Origin of the sequence: Cyanobium sp. PCC 7001, from assembly GCF_000155635.1 — a bacterium.
In the GTDB taxonomy this organism is placed as follows: domain Bacteria; phylum Cyanobacteriota; class Cyanobacteriia; order PCC-6307; family Cyanobiaceae; genus NIES-981.
In genome coordinates this window covers 2,486,606-2,510,843 of record NZ_DS990556.1, presented here as the reverse complement: position 1 = coordinate 2,510,843, position 24,238 = coordinate 2,486,606, and the positions used below count along the sequence as shown (strand labels likewise).

At 62.3% G+C, this 24,238-nt stretch carries 26 protein-coding genes and 2 pseudogenes; 16 read left to right on the top strand and 12 right to left on the bottom strand.

Annotation, left to right across the window (positions count from 1 at the left end; all coding sequences use genetic code 11):
- Window positions 1-24: 24 nt before the first annotated feature.
- Window positions 25-1,026, bottom strand: coding sequence for a porphobilinogen synthase (gene hemB, locus CPCC7001_RS12300; RefSeq protein ID WP_006911235.1), 1,002 nt, complete (start codon window positions 1,024-1,026; stop codon window positions 25-27).
- Between the two features lie 74 nt (window positions 1,027-1,100).
- A complete protein-coding gene (locus CPCC7001_RS12295; RefSeq protein ID WP_006910174.1) occupies window positions 1,101-2,099 on the bottom strand; it encodes a DnaJ C-terminal domain-containing protein in 999 nt (332 codons plus the stop codon).
- Window positions 2,100-2,327: 228 nt separating this feature from the next.
- Between CPCC7001_RS12295 and CPCC7001_RS12290 the strand changes: the two genes are divergently transcribed.
- From CPCC7001_RS12290 to grrM, 6 genes are all read left to right on the top strand, one after another.
- Complete coding sequence (locus tag CPCC7001_RS12290) at window positions 2,328-2,786, top strand: hypothetical protein (protein ID WP_006910116.1); 459 nt, start codon at window positions 2,328-2,330, stop codon at window positions 2,784-2,786.
- 152 nt (window positions 2,787-2,938) lie between these two features.
- Entirely contained in the window at window positions 2,939-3,334 is a 396-nt protein-coding gene (locus CPCC7001_RS12285; RefSeq protein WP_043369094.1) for a hypothetical protein, read from the top strand.
- Between the two features lie 63 nt (window positions 3,335-3,397).
- Window positions 3,398-3,646 (top strand): hypothetical protein, encoded by a 249-nt coding sequence (locus CPCC7001_RS12280; RefSeq protein ID WP_006909393.1) that lies wholly within the window; start codon window positions 3,398-3,400, stop codon window positions 3,644-3,646.
- Between the two features lie 118 nt (window positions 3,647-3,764).
- Window positions 3,765-4,706 (top strand): extracellular substrate binding-like orphan protein GrrP, encoded by a 942-nt coding sequence (gene grrP, locus CPCC7001_RS12275; RefSeq protein WP_006909721.1) that lies wholly within the window; start codon window positions 3,765-3,767, stop codon window positions 4,704-4,706.
- Between the two features lie 72 nt (window positions 4,707-4,778).
- Complete coding sequence (gene grrA / locus CPCC7001_RS12270; protein ID WP_043369092.1) at window positions 4,779-5,159, top strand: GrrA/OscA1 family cyclophane-containing rSAM-modified RiPP; 381 nt, start codon at window positions 4,779-4,781, stop codon at window positions 5,157-5,159.
- Between the two features lie 10 nt (window positions 5,160-5,169).
- On the top strand, window positions 5,170-6,297 hold the full coding sequence (gene grrM, locus CPCC7001_RS12265; RefSeq protein WP_006909202.1) for a cyclophane-forming radical SAM/SPASM peptide maturase GrrM/OscB: 1,128 nt from the start codon (window positions 5,170-5,172) through the stop codon (window positions 6,295-6,297).
- Between the two features lie 2 nt (window positions 6,298-6,299).
- On the opposite strand, the gene corA is transcribed toward grrM, so the two are convergent.
- Window positions 6,300-7,403 (bottom strand): magnesium/cobalt transporter CorA, encoded by a 1,104-nt coding sequence (gene corA, locus CPCC7001_RS12260; RefSeq protein ID WP_043369091.1) that lies wholly within the window; start codon window positions 7,401-7,403, stop codon window positions 6,300-6,302.
- A 411-nt stretch (window positions 7,404-7,814) separates the two neighbouring features.
- Here corA and CPCC7001_RS12250 point away from each other — a divergent pair, with 411 nt between their 5' ends.
- A complete protein-coding gene (locus CPCC7001_RS12250) occupies window positions 7,815-8,054 on the top strand; it encodes a hypothetical protein (RefSeq protein ID WP_006910607.1) in 240 nt (79 codons plus the stop codon).
- Window positions 8,055-8,403: 349 nt separating this feature from the next.
- Here the strand turns inward: CPCC7001_RS12250 and CPCC7001_RS16075 are convergent.
- Window positions 8,404-8,484 (bottom strand): annotated as a pseudogene (locus tag CPCC7001_RS16075) (hypothetical protein); the annotation flags it as partial.
- Between the two features lie 479 nt (window positions 8,485-8,963).
- Between CPCC7001_RS16075 and CPCC7001_RS12245 the strand changes: the two are divergent.
- The 6 genes from CPCC7001_RS12245 (at window position 8,964) to CPCC7001_RS12225 (ending at window position 15,429) form a co-directional block, all read left to right on the top strand.
- Window positions 8,964-10,400 (top strand): arylsulfatase, encoded by a 1,437-nt coding sequence (locus tag CPCC7001_RS12245; protein ID WP_006911089.1) that lies wholly within the window; start codon window positions 8,964-8,966, stop codon window positions 10,398-10,400.
- 252 nt (window positions 10,401-10,652) lie between these two features.
- The gene (locus CPCC7001_RS12240; protein ID WP_225867244.1) at window positions 10,653-10,916 is read left to right on the top strand and encodes a hypothetical protein; all 264 of its coding nucleotides are present in this window, start codon (window positions 10,653-10,655) and stop codon (window positions 10,914-10,916) included.
- A gap of 997 nt (window positions 10,917-11,913) precedes the next feature.
- The gene (locus CPCC7001_RS12235; RefSeq protein WP_006911163.1) at window positions 11,914-13,086 is read left to right on the top strand and encodes a site-specific integrase; all 1,173 of its coding nucleotides are present in this window, start codon (window positions 11,914-11,916) and stop codon (window positions 13,084-13,086) included.
- Between the two features lie 172 nt (window positions 13,087-13,258).
- Window positions 13,259-13,471 (top strand): hypothetical protein, encoded by a 213-nt coding sequence (locus CPCC7001_RS12230; RefSeq protein WP_006909454.1) that lies wholly within the window; start codon window positions 13,259-13,261, stop codon window positions 13,469-13,471.
- A gap of 47 nt (window positions 13,472-13,518) precedes the next feature.
- On the top strand, window positions 13,519-13,737 hold the full coding sequence (locus CPCC7001_RS15315; RefSeq protein WP_156796779.1) for a hypothetical protein: 219 nt from the start codon (window positions 13,519-13,521) through the stop codon (window positions 13,735-13,737).
- A gap of 459 nt (window positions 13,738-14,196) precedes the next feature.
- Window positions 14,197-15,429: an AAA family ATPase gene (locus tag CPCC7001_RS12225; protein WP_006911537.1), complete on the top strand. Its 1,233-nt coding sequence runs from the start codon at window positions 14,197-14,199 to the stop codon at window positions 15,427-15,429.
- 181 nt (window positions 15,430-15,610) lie between these two features.
- On the opposite strand, the gene CPCC7001_RS15310 is transcribed toward CPCC7001_RS12225, so the two are convergent.
- Window positions 15,611-15,769, bottom strand: coding sequence for a hypothetical protein (locus tag CPCC7001_RS15310; RefSeq protein ID WP_006911591.1), 159 nt, complete (start codon window positions 15,767-15,769; stop codon window positions 15,611-15,613).
- Window positions 15,770-15,792: 23 nt separating this feature from the next.
- Entirely contained in the window at window positions 15,793-16,230 is a 438-nt protein-coding gene (locus tag CPCC7001_RS12220; protein WP_006910420.1) for a hypothetical protein, read from the bottom strand.
- Between the two features lie 512 nt (window positions 16,231-16,742).
- Here CPCC7001_RS12220 and CPCC7001_RS14860 point away from each other — a divergent pair.
- From CPCC7001_RS14860 to CPCC7001_RS12205, 3 genes are all read left to right on the top strand, one after another.
- Window positions 16,743-17,345 carry a hypothetical protein gene (locus tag CPCC7001_RS14860; protein ID WP_156796777.1) on the top strand — a complete coding sequence of 201 codons (603 nt, stop codon included), beginning with the start codon at window positions 16,743-16,745 and terminating at the stop codon, window positions 17,343-17,345.
- A gap of 390 nt (window positions 17,346-17,735) precedes the next feature.
- Window positions 17,736-19,139 carry a DUF1254 domain-containing protein gene (locus tag CPCC7001_RS12210; RefSeq protein WP_006911130.1) on the top strand — a complete coding sequence of 468 codons (1,404 nt, stop codon included), beginning with the start codon at window positions 17,736-17,738 and terminating at the stop codon, window positions 19,137-19,139.
- Between the two features lie 253 nt (window positions 19,140-19,392).
- On the top strand, window positions 19,393-20,835 hold the full coding sequence (locus CPCC7001_RS12205) for a DUF1254 domain-containing protein (protein ID WP_006909692.1): 1,443 nt from the start codon (window positions 19,393-19,395) through the stop codon (window positions 20,833-20,835).
- A gap of 190 nt (window positions 20,836-21,025) precedes the next feature.
- On the opposite strand, the pseudogene CPCC7001_RS15860 reads toward CPCC7001_RS12205, so the two are convergent.
- The 6 genes and pseudogenes from CPCC7001_RS15860 to CPCC7001_RS15300 form a co-directional block, all read right to left on the bottom strand.
- Window positions 21,026-21,238: pseudogene (locus CPCC7001_RS15860) on the bottom strand (helix-turn-helix domain-containing protein); the annotation flags it as partial.
- A gap of 550 nt (window positions 21,239-21,788) precedes the next feature.
- Window positions 21,789-22,157: a hypothetical protein gene (locus tag CPCC7001_RS12200; protein ID WP_006909539.1), complete on the bottom strand. Its 369-nt coding sequence runs from the start codon at window positions 22,155-22,157 to the stop codon at window positions 21,789-21,791.
- Window positions 22,157-22,288, bottom strand: a complete 132-nt coding sequence (locus CPCC7001_RS15925; protein ID WP_006909447.1) for a hypothetical protein — start codon at window positions 22,286-22,288, stop codon at window positions 22,157-22,159. Before CPCC7001_RS15925 ends, CPCC7001_RS12200 begins: the two co-directional genes overlap by 1 nt.
- 4 nt (window positions 22,289-22,292) lie before the next feature.
- A complete protein-coding gene (locus CPCC7001_RS15305) occupies window positions 22,293-22,643 on the bottom strand; it encodes a hypothetical protein (protein ID WP_156796776.1) in 351 nt (116 codons plus the stop codon).
- Entirely contained in the window at window positions 22,640-23,095 is a 456-nt protein-coding gene (locus CPCC7001_RS12195; RefSeq protein WP_006911496.1) for a hypothetical protein, read from the bottom strand. Before CPCC7001_RS12195 ends, CPCC7001_RS15305 begins: the two co-directional genes overlap by 4 nt.
- 217 nt (window positions 23,096-23,312) lie before the next feature.
- A complete protein-coding gene (locus CPCC7001_RS15300; RefSeq protein ID WP_198006485.1) occupies window positions 23,313-24,149 on the bottom strand; it encodes a hypothetical protein in 837 nt (278 codons plus the stop codon).
- Window positions 24,150-24,238 lie beyond the last annotated feature (89 nt).

Here is a 24,238-nt window from a genome sequence, read left to right as displayed (position 1 = left end):
CCGGCGCCGGAGCGCGCGGCGCCCTCAGCCCTGGCGCAGCCAGGTGGCGGCGTCGCAGGCGTGATAGGTGAGGATCAGATCAGCCCCGGCACGTTTGAAGCAGAGCAGGGTTTCGAGCACCACGGCCCGCTCGTCGATCCAGCCGCGCTCGGCGGCGGCCTTCACCATGGCGTACTCACCGCTCACGTTGTAGGCCGCGATCGGCTGCTCGCTCTCGGCCCGCAGCCTGTGGATGATGTCGAGATAGGCCAGGCCGGGCTTCACCATCAGGATGTCGGCCCCCTCGCTCTCATCGAGCTGGGCTTCGAGAATGGCTTCCCGACCGTTGGCCGGATCCATCTGATAGGTGCTCTTGTCCTTGGGGATGGGCTTGCCGCCGGCGGCCCTGGGCGCCGAGTCGAGGGCCTCGCGGAAGGGGCCGTAGTAGGCGGAGGCGTACTTGGCGGTGTAGCTGATGATGCCCACGTGCTCGAAGCCCTCCTCATCCAGGGCTTCGCGGATGGCGCCCACGCGCCCATCCATCATGTCGCTCGGGCCGATCAGATCGGCACCGGCGCGGGCCTGGGCCACTGCCTGGCGGCAGAGGATCGCCACGGTCTCGTCGTTGAGCACCACCCCCTCCTGGCTCACGATGCCGTCATGACCGTCGCAGGAGTACGGGTCCAGAGCCACGTCGGTCATGATCGCCATGCCCGGGTGCACCTCCTTGATGCGGCGGATGGCCCGGGGGATCAGGCCGTGCTCGTTGAAGCACTCGGCGCCGTCCTCGGTCTTGAGGCCGTCAGCCACCTTGGGGAAGAGCACCACGCAGCGGATGCCCAGCTCCCAGGCGCGTCCCACTTCCTCCACCAGGCTCTCCAGGCTCCAGCGGCGGCAGCCCGGCATGGCGCCGATCGGCTCGTTGGTGGCCCCCTCATGCACGAACAGGGGGTAGATGAAATCGGCGGCACTGAGCTGGTACTCCCGCACCATCGCCCGCAGGGCCGGCGTGCGGCGCAACCGACGGGGGCGGTAGCTGAGCTCCATGGAGTCTGTTGGGCTGGGGAGTGGATCGGCCGGATCCTAGGGAGCAACCCGGCGCCGTTCCGGCCGCCGGGGCCTCAGAGCCGGGCCGCCTGGATCCAGCCGGCGCGGGGATCGGCGCTGCGCGCGGCACGCAACTGCTCGAGCAGGGCCCGCTCCTCGGAACTGAGGGTGTCCGGCATCCGCAGCACCGGGGTGAGCAGAAGGTCGCCACGCCCCTCCTTGATCGGCCAGCCCTTGCCCTTGAGCCGCAGGCTGCGGCCCAGGGTCATGCCGGGGGGCACCTGCACCGTGGCCTCGCCATCGGGGGTGGCCACGCGCACCTCGCCACCGAGGGCGAGCTCATCGAGGCTGAGGGGCAGCTCGGCCCGCAGCTGATCGCCGTCGAGTTTCCAGATCGGGTGGGTCTGGATCTGGAGGTTGAGGTAGAGGTCACCGCGGCGGCCGGTGCCCGGCTGCATGTTGCCCTTGCCCTTGAGTCGCAGCCGGCTGCCCTGGCGCACGCCCGCCGGAATGCGCACCTTCACCCGCTCGTCGTTCACCGCCAGGGTGCGTTCGCACCCCCGGAACGCTTCCGCCATGGCGAGGGTGAGATTGGCTTCGGCATCGAGATTGGCCGGGGCACCCTTGGCGCCGCCGGGGAAGCCTGCGCCGAAGCCGCCTGTGCCGAAACCGCTGCCACCGAACCCCCCGGGGAAACCGCTGCCGAAGCCGAAGCCGCCTGGGGCCGAGGAGGCCCCGCCGCCGCCGAAGCGGCCGAGCAGGTCGTTGATGAAGTCGTCGAAGTTGCCGTAGCGGCCGAAATCCACGTCCATGCCGCCCATGCCGCCGCCGGCCCCTGCCTGGCTCCAGTACTGGCCGAACTGCTCGTACCTCCGACGCTTGTCGGGGTCGGAGAGCACTTCGTAGGCCTCGCTGATCTCCTTGAAGCGGGCCTCGGCAGCCTTGTCACCGGGATTCACATCCGGGTGGTATTGCCGCGCCAGCTTGCGGAAGGAGCGTTTGATCGTGTCGGCGTCGGCTCCGCGGTCGACACCCAGCACCTTGAAGTAGTCGCGGTAGCCGTTGGCGGTCATCAACAGGCGCCCATGGGCGAGCAGGACATGGTGGCGGGCGGAGGTGGTGCCGACACCCCGTCCAGTCTCTCAGCCGCCGCCAGCCTGCGCCGCCCGTGGGCGGGGTGGAAGGCCGAACGCCCGGCACGGCAGGACGGAACCCGGCTGGCCAGCCGCCAAGCTGCCCCGCACCGCCCCGTGGACAGGCCGCACCCTCTAGGTTTTCCATGGCTTGCAGGCTTGTTGACGATGGCATCACGGCGCCCTGCCTGGCTCACCCCGCTGGTGGTGGTGCTGCTGGGAACCCTGGCCACGGCCAGTGCCATTGCCCGTGGATCGAAGCCGCAGACGCCTGAGCCGCCGCCCTCCACCTCACCCCATGTGGGTGAACCGCTCAGCGTCTCCACCGCGGAGCAACGGGCCCTCAGCGACCATCTGCGCAGCCGGGGCGCCGTCTTCTACGGGGCCTGGTGGTGTCCGGCCTGCTTCCAGCAGAAGAACCTGTTCGGCAAGGAGGCCGGCAACAGCCTTCCCTACGTGGAGTGCGACAAGAGCGACGAGGGCCGGCAGCGCTGCATGGCGGCCAAGGTGCGCGCCTTCCCCACCTGGGACCTGCAGGGCAAACCGCGGCTGGAGGGCGTCCAGGACCTCGAAGCCCTCAAGCAGTGGAGCGAGTTCCCCGGCCCGGGACAAGCTGCCAGACCCTGACGGGCCCATCCTCATCCCCGTTGGCACAACTCCGGCAAAGTCCGCCAGAATCGGTGCAATGAACGGTTGATCCCACGGCCCGCCTGGGGCTGGTCCGCTGCCCTCCACCCCGTCGTCTGATGCCGGCACCTGCGCCATCCCCGGGCTCCAGCTTGTGGTTCGCCCCAACGGCCCTGTTTCTGTTCGGGACGCTCCTGAGCCCGGCAGCGGGCCGTGCCCAGATGCTGCTCGATGCCACCGGGGCGGCCGCCATGCAGGGCACCGTGAACAGCATCAGTGTTCCCGGCTCCACGGCGATTCTGAACCGGGCGCGCGAGACCACGTCTGAGATTCAGAACGTGCAGGGTGGTGGCGCCGCCCCTGCCCAGCCACCACCGGCCGCCGGTTCTCCCGCTCCCGCTGCCCCGGCGGGAGCCGGCACCGCCTCGAGCCGAGGCCCCCAGCCACCGGCTCAGAGCACAGCCCGGGTCAACGGCCGCAGTGTGCCCATGTGCTCCCACGGCGGGCTCTGCCACGGCGCCCTGCTGCGGGCGATGGGCATCCGCTGATCGCCTGCGCTCGAGTCGTTCCGGGAAGGCCCTTAACATGCCGTATCACTGTGTTCCGCGGCCATGATCGTCATCAAGGTCACCAACCCTTCCGATGTGGTGGCGACGCGCATTGGACGTTTCCTGGCTGATCTCACCCCCAGCGGCTTCGACCAGAACAAGGTGGAGGACGAACTGATGAAACAGCTGGTGGAGCAGATGGCGGCCCAGGGGCTGCAGGGTGAGGTGGCCTCGGTGAAGGGCCTGGATCTCCACAACAAGACCCTTCAGGTGAAGAACGACCTGCAGGTGCGGCGTCACCGGGTGATCTGAGCCCTGATCCGGGTGCCATCGGATCCGCCACACCACGGACGTACATCACAGACCATGTGAAGCCTGGAGCCAGCTCTCACCGTTCGGGCCAAGCTCGGGGGATGGCAGCCATGGCGCGATGCGTTCTCCCAGGGTGATCGAGCGACTGGGCAACGGGCTGAACCGCCACCTGCGCCGCGTGGCCGGCGCTGCTGCGGTGCTGGTTCTGGCGGCGGCGCCCGCTGCCGTTCAGGCCGAAACCGCGATCGAACGCGCCGCCCGCACCGGTGAGCTCGCTCTGGGTGTGGCGGGATCGGCCCCGCCCTACATGCAGGAGGATGCCCAGGGGGCACTGCAGGGCTACGCCATCGATGTGGCGGGTCTGATCGCTGCTGAGGTGTCCGACTATCTGGGCCGCCCCGTGAAGGTAGTGGGCGAGACCACCGACAGCCAGGACGCCCTGTTCCGCCAGGTGCACAACGGCGAGGTCGACCTGATGTGCGGCGCCCAGTTCACTTGGGAGCGGGAGATGTTCGTGGACTTCTCGATCCCCTTTGCCCTTTCGGGCATCCGCCTGCTCACCCAGGACGGCGCCCTCGATGGCACACCCGACTCCCTGCAGGGCAAGAGGATCGGGGTGGTGAACGGCAGCCTGGGCGAAGCCACCGTGAAGGCGCTGCAGCCCAGCGCCCGGCTGGTGCCCGTGGCCGATCTGGCCGCCGGGATGCAGGCCCTGGCGCAGGGCCGGGTCGATGCGCTGGGCGGCGATTCGGTGTTGCTCGCCTCGGCGGCGAAGGGATCCAGCCTGAAGCAGCCCAGCCTTGTTCCCACCATGGCCCTCAACCGCTACGCGGTGGGCTGCGCCATGCCGGAGAACAACTCCACCCTGCGCAATCTGGTGAACCTGGCCATCGCCAAGCTGCTGCAGGGCTACGTGAACGGCGATTCCGCCTCGCGTGAGCTGGTGAACCGCTGGCTCGGACCTGACAGCACCCTGGGCCTGCCCGAGCCGATGATCGCCCTCTACTTCCAGAGCGTGCTGCTCAACCACGAGCAGATCGCCGTGCCTGCCCAGCCCTGAGCCAAGCCTTGAGCTGGCGCTCAGCCGCCTGGTTCCATCCGCCCTACCGACTCCTCCCCTTTGGCGCTCACCATGACCACCGGCACTCGCTTCTCCCTGCTGGTTCTGCTGATGGCCTGCGCGGCTCTGGCGGAACCCGCGGCGGCCCGAACCACGCCATCCCCCGGCGGCACCGATGTGGAGGCCCGGCTGGAGCGCATCAGCCTGGCTCTGCTGCAGCGCTTCGACGAGTCCGCCCCGGCCGCAGGCGATGGAACCACCGGGGACGCCCTGGCGCGGGGCTTCGTGAACGGGGGGCCAGGCCGCCGCTTCGCCAATGGCGTGAACCGGGGGTTCGTGAACAACCACGGCTACTACGGCGGCAGCCGCGGCTTTGTGAACGGGGGGGGCGGCTACCGGGGTGGTGGTTTCGTCAATGGGGCCCGTCCCGGCGTGGGTTTCGTGAACTGGTGAGTGGCAAGCCGTGAGCAGCTTCGGGCCGATCCGCTTGCTGGTGATCCAACCCACCTCGCTGTGCAACCTCGACTGCTCCTACTGCTATCTGCCCGATCGCCAACGCCGCCAGCTGCTGGACGAGGGCTTGCTGCGCCCCATCCTGCAGCGGGTGCTGGAGAGTCCTTATCTCGGCGAGGGGCTCACCCTGCTGTGGCACGCCGGTGAACCGCTCACCCGCCCCCCCGCCTTCTACACGCGCGCCAGTGAGATCCTGCGGGAGATGCTGGAGCCCCATCCGGGCGTGCAGGTGGCGCAGGCCCTGCAGACCAACGGCACCCTGATCAACGCCACCTGGTGCGAGTGTTTCCGGCGGCATGGCATCACGGTGGGGGTGAGCCTCGACGGGCCGGCCTTCCTGCACGACAGCCACCGCCGCACACGGCTGGGCCGGGGCAGCCATGCGGACACCATGCGCGGAATCCGGGCCCTGCAGGAGGCCGGCATTCCCTTCTCGGTGATCAGCGTGCTCACCGAAGACTCCCTGCAGCACGCCGATGCCCTGGTGGACTTCTACCTGGAGCACGGCATCAGCGAGGTGGGCTTCAACATGGAGGAAACCGAGGGAGTGCACAAGCGCTCCAGCCTTGGCGGGGAGAGCTGTGAAGACCAGTACCGCCGCTTTCTCGGACGGGTCTGGGACCGGGTGGTGGAGGCCGGCGGAGCCCTGCGCATTCGCGAGTTCGAGGATCTCTACACCTTCATCGCCAGCCGCTCCCGGGTGGACCATTCCGATCTCAACCACCCGATGGCGATCGTGAGCGTGGATCATCAGGGCAACTTCTCCACCTTCGATCCGGAGCTGCTGTCGGTGGAGACCAGCTACGGCCTGTTCAACCTCGGCAACGTGCTCACCGATTCGCTGGAATCGGCCTGCAGCCATCCGCGCTTCCAGCGCATGTGGGCCGACATGCAGGCCGGCATCGAAGCCTGCCGCAGCAGCTGCAGCTATTTCGGCATCTGCGGGGGCGGGGCCGGCAGCAACAAGTACTGGGAAACCGGCAGCTTCCGGGCCAGCGAGACCCAGGCCTGCCGCTACCGCATCCAGCACGTGGCGGATGTGGTGATGGCGAAGCTGGAGGAGGAGCTGGAGCTCTGAGGTCAACGGCGCAGTGCCGTCCAGTCCTGAAACCAGCCGCGACGCCACAGCCAGTAGCTCTGCAGCAGGGCGACGCTGGCCATGGCCACGAGCACCAGGGCGTAGCCATAGGCCCACTTCAGCTCCGGCATGGCCACGAAGTTCATGCCGTAGATGCCGGCGATGAATGTGAGCGGCGCGAAAATGGACGAGACGATGGCCAGGGTTTTCATCACCTGGTTCATGCGGTTGCTGATGCTGGCCATGTAGGCGTCGGTCACGCTGTCGCACTGCCGGCGCAGCAGTTCGCAGCCCTCGAAGATCAGACCCACCCGCTGCTCCATGTCCTGAAAGCCGTGCAGAGCCTCAGGCCCCAGCAACCGCTGGGTCTGCCGGAGCAGCACCATGATCTGATGGCGCAGGGGCCACACCTGGCCGCGAATGTCCCGCAGGCTGCCACGCACGTCGTAGGCGCGGTTGAGCAGACGCGGGGTGGGATGGCGCAGGGCCTCTTCCTCCAGGGCCTCGAGCCTGTCGGCCAGCTTCTCCAGCAGCGGGAACAGATCGTCCAGCACTTCGTCGATCAGGAAGTGGAGGATGTCGTCGAGATCCTCGCGCGTGGGCGGAGGATCCAGGGAGGCGAGCCACTGGGTGAGTTCCGGGAACGAGCGAGGTTTCGGCACCTCCTCGATGCTGATCAGCAGGTTCGGCAGCAGCAGCAGCCCCACCTGCTCGCCCACCAGGCGTTCGGTGGTCTCCGAGCAGCTGAGTCGGTGCAGGATGGCGAGAACCACATCGCCCAGGGAGTCCACCCTGGGCCGCTGGGGCACCTCGAGCAGCGGCGCATGGAAAGCCGGCGGCACCCCCAGCCTGCCGAGCACGGCACGGATGAGCGCTGGGTCCGCCATGCCCTGCAGCCGGATCCAGAGCGGCCGCCTGTCTGCCAGCAGGCCCGGGAGATCCTCCAGCTGGAGCGCGTCCCGGGCCTGCATCCCGGTGGGAAGGAACACGAGCGCCGAGAGCTGGGTCGGCGCCCTGCCACCGTGCACGAACAGGCTGGCGGGAAGGCCACCAGGACGCGCGTCCAGGGGTCTGGAGCGCAGGCTGCCTGGATCGATGCGGGTCATCCCAGCGTTCTAGCGATCGCCGCACGGTGGGGGGAAGGCCGATCCGCAGGGAGATCGGCTGCTGGTGCGAGCAGGCCGCTGAGGCGACATCGCGCGGAGCTTTGCCACGGCGGTTTGCCACGGGGGATATGTTTCAGATTCAGGTTGCCGATGCGATGCAAGCCCAGCTGGAAACATTCGCGTCCTCCAACGTCAAGCACAGCATCAGCCACCCCGCGTACCACGACGCTGTCTTGAGGGCATGGAGCGCGATGCCTCGCTACCCGGAGCTTTGCAGCGACGACGAGCGATGCGCACGCCCAGTGGCCGTACGCTGATGTCGGCAGGGTCGCAACGTTGATGGGGAAACACCTCAGGCTCCGCCTGAAGATCCTTCGGGCCACTGACGACCGGGAAGGCGAGGGCAGGGCGATGCGGTGCTGGGAACTGTTCCGCAAGCTGCCGCTCAACCTGGCGACCAAGATCAGCTGGCTGATGGATCACAAGGGCCAGCTCTACGTGGGGCTGCACGGGAAGCGGCGGGTTCTCAGTGCGGAGGAGCACCGCACCCTGCTTCTCCTCTGGCACCCCGAACCCATCGTGCACATCTGCCGGGAGCGTCCGCCGGCCAAAGGGGAGGAGCTCAGCTCCGTGGTGCTGTTGACGCTCTGAGGAGCAACTGCGGCGGGACTCTGAATCGTCCACCGCAAGAGGGAGGCAAAGATCCAGCGGATGATGGCTTCAATCTCTTCAGTCCTCACCGAGGGGCGGTCGAAGCCTCGCGCTTGGGAGACAACCCCAGAGTCCGGTGGAGAGCTACAAGGCGCGATAGCTGAAGGGGCCCATCCAGGCCCCATGGGTCATCTGGGTGATCCGGACATTTAGACTCTGAGCCTGACTTGAGATTGCAGCATTAGCAAGGAGTCTTGGGCAGGAACACGGACTTCCCGGAAAGCTGAGAGGGTGATTTTGACGTGACCTCCGTTATCGGTCCAATCCTTATGGGAGTGGGTGGTCATGGTCATGCGGCAGCTCCTGGTTGAGCTGCCTCAAGGGGCGCACGCCCCTGGAGGGCCGAATGCGGCCTGAACGTGTTGTTCTCCCAGCGCCATCGATCCGCGAGGAGTTGAGCCTCTGGAGCCGGTCTTCCGTGCCGGCGCGACCTTCCCCCACGACCCGGCCATCAGCGAGGCGGAGGCGCGATGGGGGGACGGACGACCTCAAGCCCAATTCCCTCGCCCTCGGCGGCCATGTGGCCGATGCCGGCGACGTGGTGGCCGAGCACTGCCGAATTCTGGTGACGGATCCGTGGGAGGCGTGCCGCTGGCCCGGGACAGCACCACCCATGCCCGAGGAAGGACAAGCCAGCAAACGGCGTGTGCCCTCAGCAACCCGTCAGTCGGGAAGCGCCCCATGGCAGCCCCAGAATGGGCCGGACCTCAACAAGATCAGGTGCGGCACGAGCACGGACGTGGCTCCATGGACCACACCGTCACGGATGTCATTAAAAAAAAATGTGAGTCGCAGAAGTGACGTTCGGCACCGCCACACTGAGGCCAGTCATGCAAACTCTCTTCAGCCGTGACCCAGCAGAAGCCCAACATCGTCGTCATTTTTGGCGATGACATCGGATGGTTTAACACCAGTGCATACAACCACGGGATGATGGGATATCAAACGCCAAACATTGACAGAATAGCCCGCGAAGGCATCATGTTCACCGATGCCTATGGACAACAGAGCTGCACGGCTGGTCGCGCAGCCTTCATCACGGGTCAATCTCCCAAGCGGACAGGACTGCTCAAGATTGGCATGCCTGGCGATCCCATTGGATTGCAAAAAGAAGATCCAACAATTGCCGAGCTCCTCAAACCCCATGGGTACGCGACTGGCCAGTTCGGCAAGAATCACCTTGGGGATCTGGATGAATTTCTACCCACGCAGCATGGGTTTGACGAGTTCTTTGGGAATCTCTATCACCTGAATGCAGAAGAAGAGCCAGAAAATCCTGATTACCCCAAGGATCCCGAGTTCCGTCGGAAGTACGGGCCACGCGGTGTGCTGAAGTCGACGGCTGGGGGGGCCGTGGAGGACACGGGGCCCTTGAACCGTAAGCGCATGGAGACGGTCGACGAGGAGTTCCTGGGCGCAACGCTTGACTTCATCGAGCGTCAGCACAAGGCGGAAACACCTTTCTTCTGCTGGTTCAACACAACAAGAATGCATATCTTTACCCACTTGAAGCCAGAGTCGGCAGGGAAGACCGGGAAAGGCATTTATGCTGATGGCATGGTTGAGCATGATGGACACATCGGGCAGCTGCTGGCAGAACTGGATGAACTCGGGATAGCCGACAATACAATCGTGATCTACACGACAGACAACGGCGCCGAAAAGTTCTCCTGGCCCGATGGCGGAACGTCTCCCTTCAAGGGAGAGAAGGCAACCACCTGGGAGGGTGGCGTGCGGGTGCCTCTGATGATCCGGTGGCCTGGACAGATCCAGGCTGGTTGGGTGTCGAATGAAATCATCTCTCTGGAAGACCTGCTGCCTACGCTGCTGGCCGCAGTCGGTGAGCCTGACATCAAGGAGAAGTTACTCGCGGGCCACACGGCAGGTGACAACTCTTTCAGGGTACATCTTGACGGCTACAACTTTCTCCCCTACTTGAAGAAAGAAGTCTCCGAAGGACCGCGCAAGACATTTTTCTACTTTGTCGACGATGGAACCCTTGGAGCCGTACGCTATCTGGACTACAAGTTTCACTTCAGCACCCAAGTCCATCACGGGATGAGTGCATGGATTTTTGGGCAGGAGCCAAGGAAGGCTCCGCTGTTCATCAACTTGCGAGCCGACCCCTTCGAGGAGGCTCCCGAACAATCATCCTATTATGACGACTGGCTGGTTCGTCGGATGTTTGCAATGGTTCCGCTCAAGGACCTGGTCAGCAACTTCATGGCCACGTTCAAGGAGTATCCGCCTCGGCAGGAAGCAGGTTCCTTCACACCTCGTCAGTAAGGAATCGGGCAAGGCTGAGGCGGCAGCCTTGCAAAGGTCTCGACATCCAGCAGGGCCGCACAGCCGCGGAAACAGTCCAGGGCCTGGTGGTGACGCTCCAGGCTCTCGGCCATCCAGGCATCCGTGAGGCCGATCACCCGTCTCCTGCGCCACTGGCCTACGGCGGCAGCCGGGTGTCCGGTGTCCAGCAGGTTTCAGGTGCTGGTCTGGAGCGGCAGCTTGAGGCGCGGAGCCCTCGGGCGATTCCTGGAGTTGGCGCATGACGACCGGCTTGGGAGGGACCCGGTGCGGCTGGTCGAGGCCATCGACCGACTGAGCAGGCAGGAACCAACTCATGCAACCAAGGCGATTCTCGCCGGCCTCATCGATAGCGGCGTTCGCATGATCACCCTGGAGGAGGGCAGCGAGTACAGCCAGGAAACGCTGGACGACGACAACAGCACGTTGCTGGTTCTTGTGGTTCGCATCCATGGAGCGGGCTCGAGAAGGTCAACGTCGGGACCCAGTGAGCACTGAGGGCACGATGACGGGCGGGCAACGAGCCCCTACAACACCAGGATGTAGATGCCGGCGGCCCAAAGGATGCAGACAATCAGACGAATCAGCAGATCAACTGCAGGTGAGGTGCGACCTATGGCAGCGCGATCCGAGGACGTTAAACCAGCTGAGCTGAGCGCACGCATAAAGATCCTTGCAAAGAACAACTCATTCACGGAAAGACGGAGCGATCCGCCCTCTTGCAGGTGACCGCGGCACATGAAACTTCAGGCCGCGACTGGTGTCGCCAGCCGTTACTCCGCCCCACTTGGGCCAGCTGCGTTGTGTTCATATTACGCAATCGACTTGACACCATCAAAGGGCGAGCCGTCACTCCACATATTGCGAAACAGGCACGAAAGCCGATCAGCGAGCTTCTAGGTATCTCTACTCATGATTCTGCCTGCTGTGGTGACCCTGAGGACTGCATCCCGTCGCTCGTGGCGTTGGGTCTCACTTGCCTCCAGATCGGGCCCTTCGCAGCAGGCGACCAGCTTGGAAGCCGTTGCTGAGGTGAGCAGCAGGGCCGACTGCCTGAGTCTTGGAAGGTGCTGGTAGAGCCGCAGCCCACATCCGTCCATGATCACCCACTGCAGTGGAGCTCATCACGTTCCACCGCTTACTGGATGGGCCTCCTCGCAGGCACAGCAGCAACCCTCACAACAGTGAGCGCGCACAAACGCCAAGGCCCCTCAGCACACGGCGAGAAAAGACAGCAGCCCTGAGACAGGGAAGAGCCCAGCCCCAGAGACGTGAAAGGGGCCCTTCCAGGCCCCATGGGTCATTTGGGTGATACGGGCTCCTTCCATGTGAGGCATGACTGAGATCAGCAGCTAGAGCCTAGTCCCTGCAATGAGTTATGGGAAGCTTTGACAAACAAACGGAAGCCCTGGAGAATCCATTTGTCCGCCATTTTGTCCGCTAGGTGCCATCTTCTGTCCGCCGCTCTGCGACATGGGAAGACGGGTTCCGCCAGATGGTCCGCGAAGGTCGTCAGGGCTGGACCGTCAGCGAGGACAAAGGGCGCGTACGGCTCAAGGTGCGCGGCCGAGACGTACCCAGCCAATCGGCTGCACTCCCGTTTGATTGGGCCCCGGATCAAGTTGCCGATGCCCTGCTGCTGATCAACCGCACCTATGCGGCATGGAAGGCTGGCGGGCTGACCCTCCAAGCCGCTTTGAGAGAGGCCCTGGGGGCCAGCGACAAGCAATCCCACCGTGTGCTGAAGAGCTGGCCAGCCATCGTGGAATCGTTCCGGGAGTCGCTCCAACAAGGCCGCAACCAGATCCTCGACAAAACCTGGCAGGCGAACTACGAGCCCTATCTGTTCGAGGCCCTGCGGCTCCTAAGGCAGCCCGCTCCACCGGCCGATGGCTACGAGCTGCTTAAAAGGACCCTGGAGCGGTGGAAAGGCAAGCCAGCAAGCCGCTTCGCCTGCTGCCTGGCGCTGCGGAACTTCATGGATCATGCGGTGGCGCGGCACAGCATGTCCCCGAGCTGGCGCATTGATCAAACGTCGATCCAGGAGCTGCGAGGCCGACCTCCAGAGAAGCGGACCAAGGCCACCCTCACCGACACCGAGCTTCTGGAGCTGATCTCAGCCATCGAGACCCGCAATCCGCGATGGGCAAACGTCCTGCGACTGCTGACGCAATACGGCTTACGTCCGTGTGAGCTGCAGTGCATCACGCCTCGACACACCGACAGCGGAGTGGTGGGTCTGTGGTGCTCCTACCGCAAGGTGTCCGGTCCAAACAAAACTGAACCACGCTGGCTTCAGCCTCTGCCTCTCGAGAACGCGGACGGGGAACTGATGACTTGGGAGCTGGCCGAAGCAATGGACGCAGGGCGGCTGCCTTGGCCCGTGGGCCAGGACGGCTTGGAGCGGAAGCTTGATGGCCACTACGTCCAGCAATTTCTCGCGCGCCAGCCGGAGTGGAAGGCACTGCAGGAGAAATACGCCAGGAAGGGCCTATGGCTTCGAGCGTACAGCTTCCGTGACACCTACAGCGTGCGGGCGCACCGTATGAGTGTCGAAACGGCACAGATATGCAGGGCTATGGGTCATGGGCTGCAAGCACATAGCAGGGCATACGAAACCGCCACGGACAGAACTACGGCCGCAGCTTTCTCCGCTTTAAAGCGATGAATGGAGTCATCGAGAGCTTGCGGAAGCCCTCGGAGTGGTTAGAGTTTTTTCGTTGACCCGATCAGCAACTTCGGTCGCCCCGGCGCAACACCCAAGCCATTCAACCTTCAGTTTGGAGCTAGCTGCCAAACCAGAACGCAAGCCTGTCGCACTCGATGCACCTATCCCGGGCATGGAGAACTACCGGCTTCCCCATGGTGTAAACCGCGCCGCCTGGGCGCGGTTCATCCGCCGCCACACTCGCATCGGGCTCATCCCGATTGACGAGTGCTTCAGCTACGGAGGCAGCGATGCCCTCAAGTGGCAGAAGCTGCTGAAAGCAGCTCGGCGCTGGCAAGATGATCTGCTCCAAACGGAAGACAGGCATGGCTTCCCTCGCGCCTAGCAGGCGCGATTCCAGTTATGAAACCCAGTTGGGTTGGAACCACCGCCATGGCTGAGCGCCTTGGCGTGCATCCTCAAACGCTACTCAAGCTGCGCCGAGCAGCGAAATCACCCTTTCGGCAAGGGCGTGATTATCGCTTCGCCGGCCTGTCTACCGGGAAATTGCAGTGGCATCCAGAGGCGGCAGAAGCCAGCTTCACGGAGATGCACCATGTCCCCGCGAGCAAGGTGGAAACCTTCTCGAGGGGAATGGACGTCGCCCGCTGATTACGGAGGCCACCGTGGATCAGCATGATCATGCTACCGGCTCCGGCGCCGGCAAAGGAGAAGTTGGTACGACTTCTCCCGAGATTGCGTTGTCCCCAGACATCGCGCTAGCTGTGCAGCAAGCTTATGCAGAAGCAGCTTTCTACATTGCCTTAGGGAAAGTTGCAAAGACAAATGACCTCAGCCTGCGCCAACAGGTCTCAGTCTGGAGGCCATTTCGTGACTAAGGAACGCGATGCCTGGGAGAGACTAGTCACTCTCAGAGTTCTTAACCCGGACAGTCAATTCAACCCATCAAGAGCTCAGGATGGCTGGTACAGCGCCACGCTCAAAGCCGAGCTGAAGCGGCTTGATTCTCCCAGGCCTAAACAGTCGCAAGAGGCATTACCGCAAGCCCCCTCAGCACTGAAGACGGGGCCCTCCACTGCTGAGCGCATACAAGCAGCGGTCGAGGGCTTAATGGCAGCCACGCTGGCCGATGACCAGAACGAGATCGACGCCCACTACGCCGAGCTTTACCGCCTTAGCGTAAGTCGTGATCGCGCCCAAGAGCGCGTTCTCATTCTGTGGGCCGAGCAGCACGGCTACCAGCTCAGTCACGGCACCAATCAGAAAGGAAACCGTGGCCGAGTGATCGGGAAGGCCAAGGCTGGCGCTGGCCTACGCCAGCAGCTCCCCGGCTTTGGCCTGGATCGTGATCTGCACCTGCTGGTGGCCGATGGTGCCGGTGGCAAAACCACTGCCGCCGCTGAACTTGTCACGGTCTACAGCGCCAGGGATTGTGGATTCCTGGACCACGAGGCCCCGCGAAACGATCCGGAAGACGATCCCCGCACCACCGCACTGGTGATAGCCCCAGACGGTGAAGGGTCGGCCTACAGCATGTGGGAGAGCTACCTCGAAGACGCCCAGGCGGTAGAGCGTGGCGCCCAAGTTGAGATCTGGGCGCAGGATGATGACACTGGCGAACGTGCCTGGAACGTCACTCTCCAGGGCCTCGATCGGCTGGCCACCCGGTTGGCCAAGGGGGACCTGTGCGTGGTGGTGATCGACACCGCTAACGCGGTTCTCCGTGGCGCTGGGATCAACACCGGCGTGGGACCGATTGACGCCTACCTGCGACTCCTGAAGCAGATAGTTTGCCGCCATTGCGCCTTGTGGCTCCTCCACCACACCACCCGAGCCGGGACGCCGGACATCAAGGGCATCGGCGGGCATCCGGCCTTTCAGGAGGTGCCGAGTGTGATACACATGATCCAGGCGAGGCAGCAGGCCGACGGCACCCAGCTCCGGCTGTGGCACGTCCTGAAACTGCGCGGCTCCGGCTACCGCCGGTTCGCCTATGAACTGCGCGGCGGGCGCCTGTGCGTTACGGAGGGCTACGTGTTCGAGAACTGCGTCGAGCAGGTGCTCGTGGCGCTGCACAAGCAGATCCTGGCGAAGGCTGGAACCACGCCGGGCGAGCTGACCCGTGCCACCGGCCGACCAGCGCAGTCGGTCTACAACGCCCTGAACACACTCCGGGGTGCAAAGGCTATACGGCGAAAGGGCACTGGCTACCGGCTCACACCATCCGGCTCGGCCTGGCTCGAGGCGCTAAGCCTCTGCTCCCCCCTATCTCCAGACGCCCATGTCGGTAAATCAGACAGCCAAACGCCCTTCATGACAAAGGATTTGAGAAATTGCGCGTGATCGCAATACGCTCAGATCGCCTACGGCGCAAAGAATCTAACCACTTCATCTACCGTTTTCTCACAACAGGTAAAGAGGGGGGTGCTTCTGATGCTGTCACGGCAGCACCGTGACGACGCTGGAAGCAGACCCAGCCGAGGTGATGATCCAGCCCTCCCTGGATGGGTTATTCCGGCACCAGTCACCAGTCATCACTGCCTTTACGGCGGTCCTTGCCGTCCCCATCCCCCAGAAAGGCCTTCCGCCAGTGTTTGAGGGTGCGCAGGCAGATGCCGATCTCATCGCAGGCGCTCACCAGGCAGGCGCCCGCAGCATTGGCCTCGCCGATCAGCTCGATCACCTTCCGCCGGTGCGCGGCGCTCGTCAGCCTTCCGCGTCCTCCGAGCAGAAGGCCTCCCACTTTTTTCGCAGCACCAGCAAGGCCGCCATCTCTGCCATGGCCTTCTCCTTACGCTGCAGCTCCTTTTTGAGAGCCTTGATCTCCCGCTGGTCCTGGGCGCGGAGCTTCTCGAGCTCCTTCTGCTCGGCCATGGTCAGCACCGGCTTGGCGTTGGCATCCTGGGCGGTCTGCCGCCATCGGCTCACCTGCTCAGGGAAGAGGCCCCGCTCCCGGCAGGAGGAACTCAGCTCAGTGGCGTTCAACCCAGCCGTCTCCATTACCACGGTGAACTTGCCGGCAGCACTCCAGCCTTCTGGTTCCTTCTCGGATGCCGGCACCACCTCTCCCTGCAACCGCCAGGCCTTCCTCCATTTGTAGAGGGTGATCACGTGGATGCCCAGCTCCTCTGATATCCGGGCCACGCTCTGCCTCTGCGGCGGGCTCATCCGCCTCCTCAAATCAGCCTTGACGGCCTCGCCGTAACGACGCATTGGCCATGTCCTCAAGCCCCCGGATGTACGAATGAGAGGGGTTACATCTTTCCTGAAGCCGGGGGCAACGCGCCGCCATACTTTATTTGGAAACCGACGAAGAAGAGAACGTGAGATTTTTCCAGAAGCATGGTTTTGAAGTGGCCGGCCATTGGCGCTCAACCAGAAGAGCTGGTATATGAGACGCCTTCGGTGATCAGATTTCTATTTCAAGCACCCTACACAAACTGGTTTCAGGAAGAATCAAAGAACAGGTCAAGCAAAGACATCGAGATGGACGCGGTATGTGCGCTAACGCACCCTCGCTGAGTTATACTAGCAAGGTCCCGAAACAATGGACTTGCCCTATGCGAAATACACAGGATACGGAAACCCCAAGACGCTTAGCCGGCCGAGTGGCGATAATTGGCGCACTGCTAGCCTGGTCGCAAATCGCTGTGTATATGGTAGCCCTGAAGGGTGACCTCGCCGTAGTCTTTGAGCCAGCAATATTTCTCAGCCTGCCCGCCCCTACACACGATTATTTTCACGCTTCGCTAATTCTGGACACACTTGGCTTCTACCTTCCGTTCTTGGTGATTGGCGGTTACCTATGGTCGGTAATGCGCGTAGAGCACGGCGCGCTGATTGACATCGCGGCGCTGTGCATTGTTACTTACGCGGTGATGGGTATTGCCGGTGACGCCCTGTTGTTTGCCACGGTGTCACCCCTGGCGGCAATGCATGCCGCCGGTGACCCGGCCATCAAAGTCGCCAGCGAGACCACCTGGCTGGCCCTTGCGAAGGGTGCCCAGCAGGGTCTTTGGATCATGGAGGGTCCAGTCATGGGTTTTTGGGGTCTGGTAATGGGCAGTACCATGTGGCGTGCGGGCAAGCCATACGGCCGCCTGCTGATGGTTGTCGGATTTTGCTATGGAGCGGTTTTTGTGCTGGGGGTGCTAGGCCTTTGGTCTGTGACCCAACAGTTTCAGCTGGTTTTCCTGATCTTGTTGCCCCTGTGGTCTCTGCTTACCGGGATCGCGCTCTTGCGTCAACGAACAAATTGACAGCTTCTCGATGATTGCCCTTGATTGAGTCCTGGCTCTATCTACACTGCAACCGACCCTGTCTGCGACGAAGAAACCTGCCGATCGATCTAATAGTACCGCTCGACACTGCAACCCCAATGTCAGATCCGCACCGAAGAGAGCCGTTCAAGTAAATATTCTGAGGATCCGCTTCTATTGCCTAGTGGCTAGGATCAACCAATGTTCACTTGTCAAAGAAGAAACAAATGTAGTCAGAAGATCTGCAGCGCCGCTGCTTTGGGCGTTAGACGCACCTTATTTGGCGTAGCTCCCGGAAACAGGTTAAAATAGTAGGTAACACGGAAAGAATCACATATGAGCATGCACAGACGCGAGTTTATCCTGGGCTTACTAGGTGGCGCAACTGTTGTGGTAGCCACCACCAGCTGGGGCAAGCCCTTCGACCCTTCCGTACAAGCCGCCATGCCCGACCTCGGCATTACGGAAGTGAAGGCCATCGCCGAGAAGGGCTTCATCTACGGCCTGCCCATCGTGATGAACTACGCCGTGATGTATGAATATGCCATTGACAAGGTAGGCAGCCAGTTCAAGGCCCCGTTCAATCAGATCAAGAACGAGCCGAGGGTCTACACCTACAAGGACACTGCGGTGATCACACCGAATAGCGACACCCCCTATTCTTTCGTCTGGCTGGACCTCCGCGCCGAACCGATGGTCCTGACCGTGCCAGCGGTAGAAAAAGATCGCTACTACGCCGTCCAGCTGACCGACGGCAACACCTACAACTACGGCTACATCGGCAGCCGCTCCACCGGCAATGCTCAGGGCAGCTACATGGTTGTCGGACCCGATTGGAAAGGGAATAAGCCGGCAGGAATCAAAAAAGTCTTCACTTCCAGTACACCCTTCTCCGTCGCCATTTATCGGACCCAACTCTTCGACCCGGCAGACATGCCGAATGTGATCAAGGTCCAGGATAGCTACAAGGCGGAACCGCTTTCCTCCTTCCTCAAACAACCTGCACCTGCCGCCGCTCCGACGATCGACTTCAGTCCGGCTACCACCGCAGGAATCAAAGAGAATTTCTGGAGCTACCTCCACGCGGCGCTTGAATATGTTCCGGAAACGGACGTGGACAAAGACATCCGCGCAAAGCTCACGACCATCGGCATCGGCCCGAAGAAGACCATCGACTTGAAGGACCTTTCGCCAGAGCACCAGAAAGCCATCGTCCAAGGCATGAAGGCTGGTGATGAAAAAATCAGCACCTTCCTGGCCTCGGGTCTGACCGACATCAATGGCTGGCAAGTTGGATCCCTTCCGGGAGACGAAGCTCACTACAACGGCGACTGGCTCAAGAGAGCCGGCACCGCCAAGGCAGGTCTGTATGGCAACAGCGCCGTCGAGGCAGTTTATCCGCTGACCCGCGTGGACGGCGATGGCAAGAAACTCGATGGCAGCAAGAACAATTACACCATTACATTCCCTGCGGGTCAATACCCTCCGGTGAATGCCTTCTGGTCAGTCACCATGTATGACGGCAAGACCCAGTATCTGATCAAGAATCCGATCAACCGCTACCTCATCAATTCGCCGATGATTCCCAACATGAAGAAGGGGAAAGACGGATCTCTCACCCTTTACGTCCAGAAGGATTCGCCCGGCGAGGGCAAGGAGTTGAACTGGCTCCCTGCGCCAGACGGTCCGATCTATCTCGTGATGCGCCTCTACTGGCCGAAGACCGAGGCGCCATCGATCTTGCCACCCGGTGCAGGCACATGGAAGCCACCGGGCATCGTGAAGGCAAATTAATTATGGCCTCGATTCCAATGGTTTCAGACACTACCGGGCAGCCGGTTCGCGATCCTGCCCATTTACGGGTCGCTTCAGCCGTGGATCGATAAGAACTGGCGGCCCAGCGAGATTGAACTCGTAAAGTGAGCGGGCTTTCAATCAACGAAATCCGACTATCAAGGTTTAACTTCTCATGAAATCACCAATGATCAAAAGTCTTTCGTCACTAGTAGTGGTCGGTGCACTGGCTTTCGCTACAGGGGGACCTGCATTGGCACAGGTATCACCACAAACCCTGAAGTCGATCTCGATACCGAACAAGGTCGCGACGCCGATCGGACCCCTCGATTTCTTCGACGGGGTGCCGTCCAAGGCGACTGCCGAAGCGGTCTACGACAACCTCGATCGAATGCGCGGCACGGAGGTGTTTCTGGACAACATAGGCGCGGTGTCGATGTACGCAGTGCGTACCGGCCTGGCAGATGCCGGGGCCAAGGGGGCCAACAAGATCGCCCTGTTCCCGCAGTTGCTGGATTCGCAGACGCTGGTGGTCACGGCCAACACCTCCACGCTGTACGCCTACACCTTCACCGATCTGGCGCAGGACGGCCCGACGGTGATCGAGATCCCGCCCGGGATGCTCGGTTTTCTCGACGACGCCTGGCAACGCTTTGTCGGCAACATGGGCGTTACCGGGCCTGACAAGGGCCAGGGCGGCAAGTACCTGGTCCTGCCGCCGGGCTACACCGGAGCGGTCCCCGAGGGCTACTTCCTGCTCAAGCCGCCGACGAACCGGAACTTCCTCTTCCTGCGAGGCTCAATCAAGGGCGGACTGAAACCTGCTGTCGAAAACATCACGTCGAAGCTGCGCGTCTATCCGCTGAAGGATGCGGCCAAGCCGGCGCCGACTGAGTTCGTTGATATGTCCGGCAAGGCCTTCAACACCGTCTTCCCCAGCAACTTCAGCTACTTCGAGAACCTGAACGCGATCATCCAGGACGAACCGATCGACGCCATCAGCCCCGAGGTGCGCGGTGCGATCGCCGCCATCGGCATCGTCAAAGGCCAGCCGTTCAAGCCCGATGCGCGAATGAAGAAGCTGCTGACGGAGGCCGCCACGCTTGGCAACGCCACGTCGCGGGCCATCACCTACCACCCGCGATTTGCCGGGGTGAAGATCTATCCGGACGACCCCAAAAGCGTCTGGTCCACGGCCTTCGCCAACAAGAACACCAGTTTCGAAGCCGATGGGGCGATGGGCCTGGACGCGCGCGTGCTCTACTACTTCAACGCCGGCGGCGTGACCCCGGCCATGGCCGCCAGCCGCGCCGGCGAAGGGTCGGACTACGCCTTGGCCGTACTCGATGCGAACCAACAGGCCTTCGACGGCGCGAAGACCTACAAACTGCGTCTGCCGCCGAACGTGCCGGTGAACGACTTCTGGGCCGTCACGCTGTACGACACGCAGACACGTTCGCAGCTCCAGACCAGCCAGAAGTTCCCGACGGTCGGCAGCCAGACCGAAGGCATGAAGAAGAACGCCGACGGTTCGTACGACGTCTACTTCGCGCCGAAGGCACCGAAGGGCAAGGAAGGCAACTGGCTACAGACGGTGCCAGGTAAGAGCTGGTTCACCATCCTGCGTATGTACGGGCCACTGGAGCCGTGGATCAACAAGACATGGCGGCCAAGCGAGATTGAACTTGTGCAATGAGCCAAACCTGCTAACGAACAAGGATAGATCGTACGCAGCCACGATCTATCCTTGTTCGATGGATCGATGGGAAATATGAGATGGCACTCTGGGACTGACGAGCTGATGTGATGGTTGAACCGGACCCTCGCGTCACCTGAGGTGGTCTGGCTTTTCTGGACAGGTCCCATCGTTAACCTCTGAGGCGCGGCACAGAGCGCGGTTCCTGCGGCAGCCGGGCCCGTCCGCGGCGGTGGCACTGCCCTGCCTGGTGCAACACCCGATAGAAGCTTGATTCAGAGCCGATGTAGAGCCCCTGATCCGCCAGCGCTGGCACGATCTGTCCCGGCGGCAGCGAGGCGTACTCCGGCTGGTTGCAGGTGAGGAGGATCCGCTGACGTTCCTCCTCGCTCAGGCGGTGAGCGACCTTGCGGAAACTGGCCTTATGCCCAGACAGGCCAAGCCGACAATCAAGCGCGTCCGAACTCGGTGCCGGGCAAGCCACGAGCGCTATCTCTCCTCAACATATCCTCGCATCAGCCACTTATTGCGCACAATACTGGGTGCAGCGATTGCATAGGCAATCCAAACCACCCAGCCTAGAAAGATCATCCACAAAAGAAGGCTCAACACCAAGTTGGCTAGGGCATGGCCGACTTCACCAATGCACAAGAAAAAGATAGGGCCAAACAAGAATGCCCCAGCAACGATAGCGAAATTACTAGGATAAACAATATGGTTATTCTGAGGATTTCTAAAGCAGCGCACTCGCTGGCTGGCTCGCGTGGCCGACTGACGGCTCGATGTCGTTACAGAATCTGTGTGAATTGCCTGCTTGTCATGTGATGGTTCAGGAGGGAAAGCGCCCTCTGGCGATGGTGGAGGGGGTGGCGGTGGGATGTTCATGAGGGGATCTTGCCCCTCGCCTGGGTTACGTGCAATATACCGACTTTCAAGATTCGGTCTGGCAGCTCTCACCGTCGGCCGTACTGACCCGGCGGAGACGGCCGGCCGGGGTGGTTTATGCCCAGGCCCAAGAGGTCGTCGAGCTGGCGCACGCACCCGATGGCCCAGGCCACCTGGCCCGCCGCGAGGGACTTCTCCAGACCCTGCTGGAGGGCGCCAATGCACTGGGCCAGGAGGGCCTCACGATCGGCGCAGCCGTTCACGTCCGCGACCAGGCGCTCATAGGCCTTGGCCACCAGTTCACGGGAACGGCGGAGACTGATCCCCTCCCGTTCGGCGAGTTCGGCGACAACGGCGCTCAGGTTGCGGCACTTGACCAGTTGCTCGAAGGCCCACTGCTCCCGCTCATGCGTCTTCCGTTGCGTCTTGCTCGCCATCAGAGGCCGGCCTCCTGCCATGCCTTCTCCACGGCCACGAGGGCCTGGAGCTTCTCGGCAGCGGTGAGGCCCGGCCTGGTGGCGATGGCCTGGCGCACACGGCGCTGGGCGGTGTTCACGGTGGTGGGCATGGGGTCAGCCATCGGCATCAGGGGGCAGTTCAACAGGGACACCGGGCGGGAACATCACATCCCACAGCGGATCTTTGGCACCTTCCCAACGGCGCCCTTCGGCTAAAGCAGTGGCCTTCACATTGCGCCAGGCACGGCTGTAGTGCGGGTTGAGGTTTCTTCGCCACCAGTGGCCGAACTCGCGGTATCTGGCGATCTGGTCGGCGGAAGCCTTGGCGCTATCCTGCCTGGTGAAACCGAGCAGACCGCCACCGCTGCCAATGCCGAGGTGTTCCTCCCATGCCTGCACTGCCGGCGGGTAGAAGTCCCACCGGGGATCAGGCGGCGGGTTGAAGGTGCGGCCACGGTGTTTCATGGCGCCTCAGACGGAAGTTCAGTTGCGGAAGGTTCCGCCACCATCGCCTCGAGCGTGGAGGCGCTGTTCTCCAGCTCCTCCAATTGCTGCACAACGGCGGCATGGTTCTGGCGATGCTGCTGAGCCACGTGGGTCTCACGCTCCTGCTGGGCCAGGTGATCCGCCACCTCCAGGGAGAAGGCCTGCTCCCCCCCGGCGGAACGGGCCAGGGCCAGCCCAAGGGCCTGATCACGCTTCACAAGCTCACGCCTCCCGGCGCGCGCCTGAAGGGTGGTGTCAGTGAAGGGATTCGGCGGGCTGTAGGCACCTGGGCGGGTGCGTTGCAGCCATTGATTGATGACGGGCGAGTGAAGATTGCCGAGGCGCTGCCTTACCTGCTGAGCGGTTTCCCGCTGGCGATTTGCGGCTGCCAGCTCCGCATCCATGGGCGCAGAATCGAAGGTGGAGGTCATCAGCGGACCTCCGTGGCGGTGGCCCAGTTCACGGCGGGCCGGAGGCTGTTACGGTCTGCTGCCTCCACTTCGGTACGGTCTGCATCCTCAGGTGCGCAACTGGCACGGCGCGATTGCGGGGACGCAAGCGGGCCTTCAACAATCCAATGACAACGGGGAAGAGTCTCCACAAATGGGCTCTCAAATTTCCTTAGATTGCCTCGCCCCCCTCCACATGCTATGCACTACCTCCAAGACTAGACAGCTTCCGCTTCAACTTAGGGATTCTCCTATCCCAGTCACCTCCCCATCCTGCCTTCTGAGCACAAGCACAAACCCACACTGCATCAGCAATACGTCCCTGTTTTTCATATATTATTGCAAGCTGCTTAAATGGAGCACCCCAAGGCGGATGCCAAATACCATCAAGAATGCCCCTCTTGCCCAGCTCTCTGTATCCCGAAATGGCAAAATCCAAAAGCTCAATGCACCCCTCGAACTTCTCTATTGAAGCAGAGAGCATTCCTGGGTCATCTCTAAGCTTATAGAGAGCTGCACCTTCAGCGCTGAGCTGTTCATATTTCCGCACCGGCTCTGCAACCAGTGCATCCCATCGCTCTGCTGCCATCTTGAGAGTGAGTGGAGGCAGTGGAGGCAACCCAGGAATAGTTTTCCCAAGGAATTCATTGCCAATATCATCGCCCAAGATCACTTTGGCCGTGCGAGGGTTAGCCCTAAGCCATTTTTCCGCGGGCACACTGTAGGGGAGGACTTCTTCTCCGTTGTCACCGTTGGCAAGCCTGTTCAGCTCGACAAGCCGTCCTTCCGGATTGAGCATCGGCCTCGTCCATGCTACAGGCCACAAATAACAGCAGCAGTCGCCCGGATAATGGCTCCATGTCTTTTCAGTTCCTGGAGGAAAGATTTCTCCATCGATAGCCAAGCAAAGTGGTCCTGTACTTGGATCAAGTGGAGCCATTCCAACCAACTCCCCTGACGCAGAAGCATTAGCAAGCTCGCAGCCCAATTCATTAAAAATCTCTGCCAGCTCAGACCCAGGCACAGGTCCGAACACGTGGCCAGCACCTTGGATCAACGACAAGGGAGTTAGGCAATGCCATCCAAGACTGATTTAGCCAGCCTCATGTGTCACAGGAATGGGTC

What these genes read in the sequence shown, in the direction of transcription:
- hemB (WP_006911235.1), bottom strand. Translation starts at nt 1,026, where the DNA reads ATGGAGCTCAGCTACCGCCCCCGTCGGTTGCGCCGCACGCCGGCCCTG.
- CPCC7001_RS12295 (WP_006910174.1), bottom strand. Translation starts at nt 2,099, where the DNA reads ATGACCGCCAACGGCTACCGCGACTACTTCAAGGTGCTGGGTGTCGAC.
- CPCC7001_RS12290 (WP_006910116.1), top strand. Translation starts at nt 2,328, where the DNA reads ATGGCATCACGGCGCCCTGCCTGGCTCACCCCGCTGGTGGTGGTGCTG.
- CPCC7001_RS12280 (WP_006909393.1), top strand. Translation starts at nt 3,398, where the DNA reads ATGATCGTCATCAAGGTCACCAACCCTTCCGATGTGGTGGCGACGCGC.
- grrP (WP_006909721.1), top strand. Translation starts at nt 3,765, where the DNA reads ATGCGTTCTCCCAGGGTGATCGAGCGACTGGGCAACGGGCTGAACCGC.
- grrA (WP_043369092.1), top strand. Translation starts at nt 4,779, where the DNA reads ATGACCACCGGCACTCGCTTCTCCCTGCTGGTTCTGCTGATGGCCTGC.
- corA (WP_043369091.1), bottom strand. Translation starts at nt 7,403, where the DNA reads ATGACCCGCATCGATCCAGGCAGCCTGCGCTCCAGACCCCTGGACGCG.
- CPCC7001_RS12250 (WP_006910607.1), top strand. Translation starts at nt 7,815, where the DNA reads ATGCGGTGCTGGGAACTGTTCCGCAAGCTGCCGCTCAACCTGGCGACC.
- CPCC7001_RS12235 (WP_006911163.1), top strand. Translation starts at nt 11,914, where the DNA reads ATGGTCCGCGAAGGTCGTCAGGGCTGGACCGTCAGCGAGGACAAAGGG.
- CPCC7001_RS12230 (WP_006909454.1), top strand. Translation starts at nt 13,259, where the DNA reads ATGGAGAACTACCGGCTTCCCCATGGTGTAAACCGCGCCGCCTGGGCG.
- CPCC7001_RS15315 (WP_156796779.1), top strand. Translation starts at nt 13,519, where the DNA reads ATGGCTGAGCGCCTTGGCGTGCATCCTCAAACGCTACTCAAGCTGCGC.
- CPCC7001_RS12225 (WP_006911537.1), top strand. Translation starts at nt 14,197, where the DNA reads ATGGCAGCCACGCTGGCCGATGACCAGAACGAGATCGACGCCCACTAC.
- CPCC7001_RS14860 (WP_156796777.1), top strand. Translation starts at nt 16,743, where the DNA reads ATGGTAGCCCTGAAGGGTGACCTCGCCGTAGTCTTTGAGCCAGCAATA.
- CPCC7001_RS12200 (WP_006909539.1), bottom strand. Translation starts at nt 22,157, where the DNA reads ATGGCGAGCAAGACGCAACGGAAGACGCATGAGCGGGAGCAGTGGGCC.
- CPCC7001_RS15925 (WP_006909447.1), bottom strand. Translation starts at nt 22,288, where the DNA reads ATGCCCACCACCGTGAACACCGCCCAGCGCCGTGTGCGCCAGGCCATC.
- CPCC7001_RS15305 (WP_156796776.1), bottom strand. Translation starts at nt 22,643, where the DNA reads ATGAAACACCGTGGCCGCACCTTCAACCCGCCGCCTGATCCCCGGTGG.
- CPCC7001_RS12195 (WP_006911496.1), bottom strand. Translation starts at nt 23,095, where the DNA reads ATGACCTCCACCTTCGATTCTGCGCCCATGGATGCGGAGCTGGCAGCC.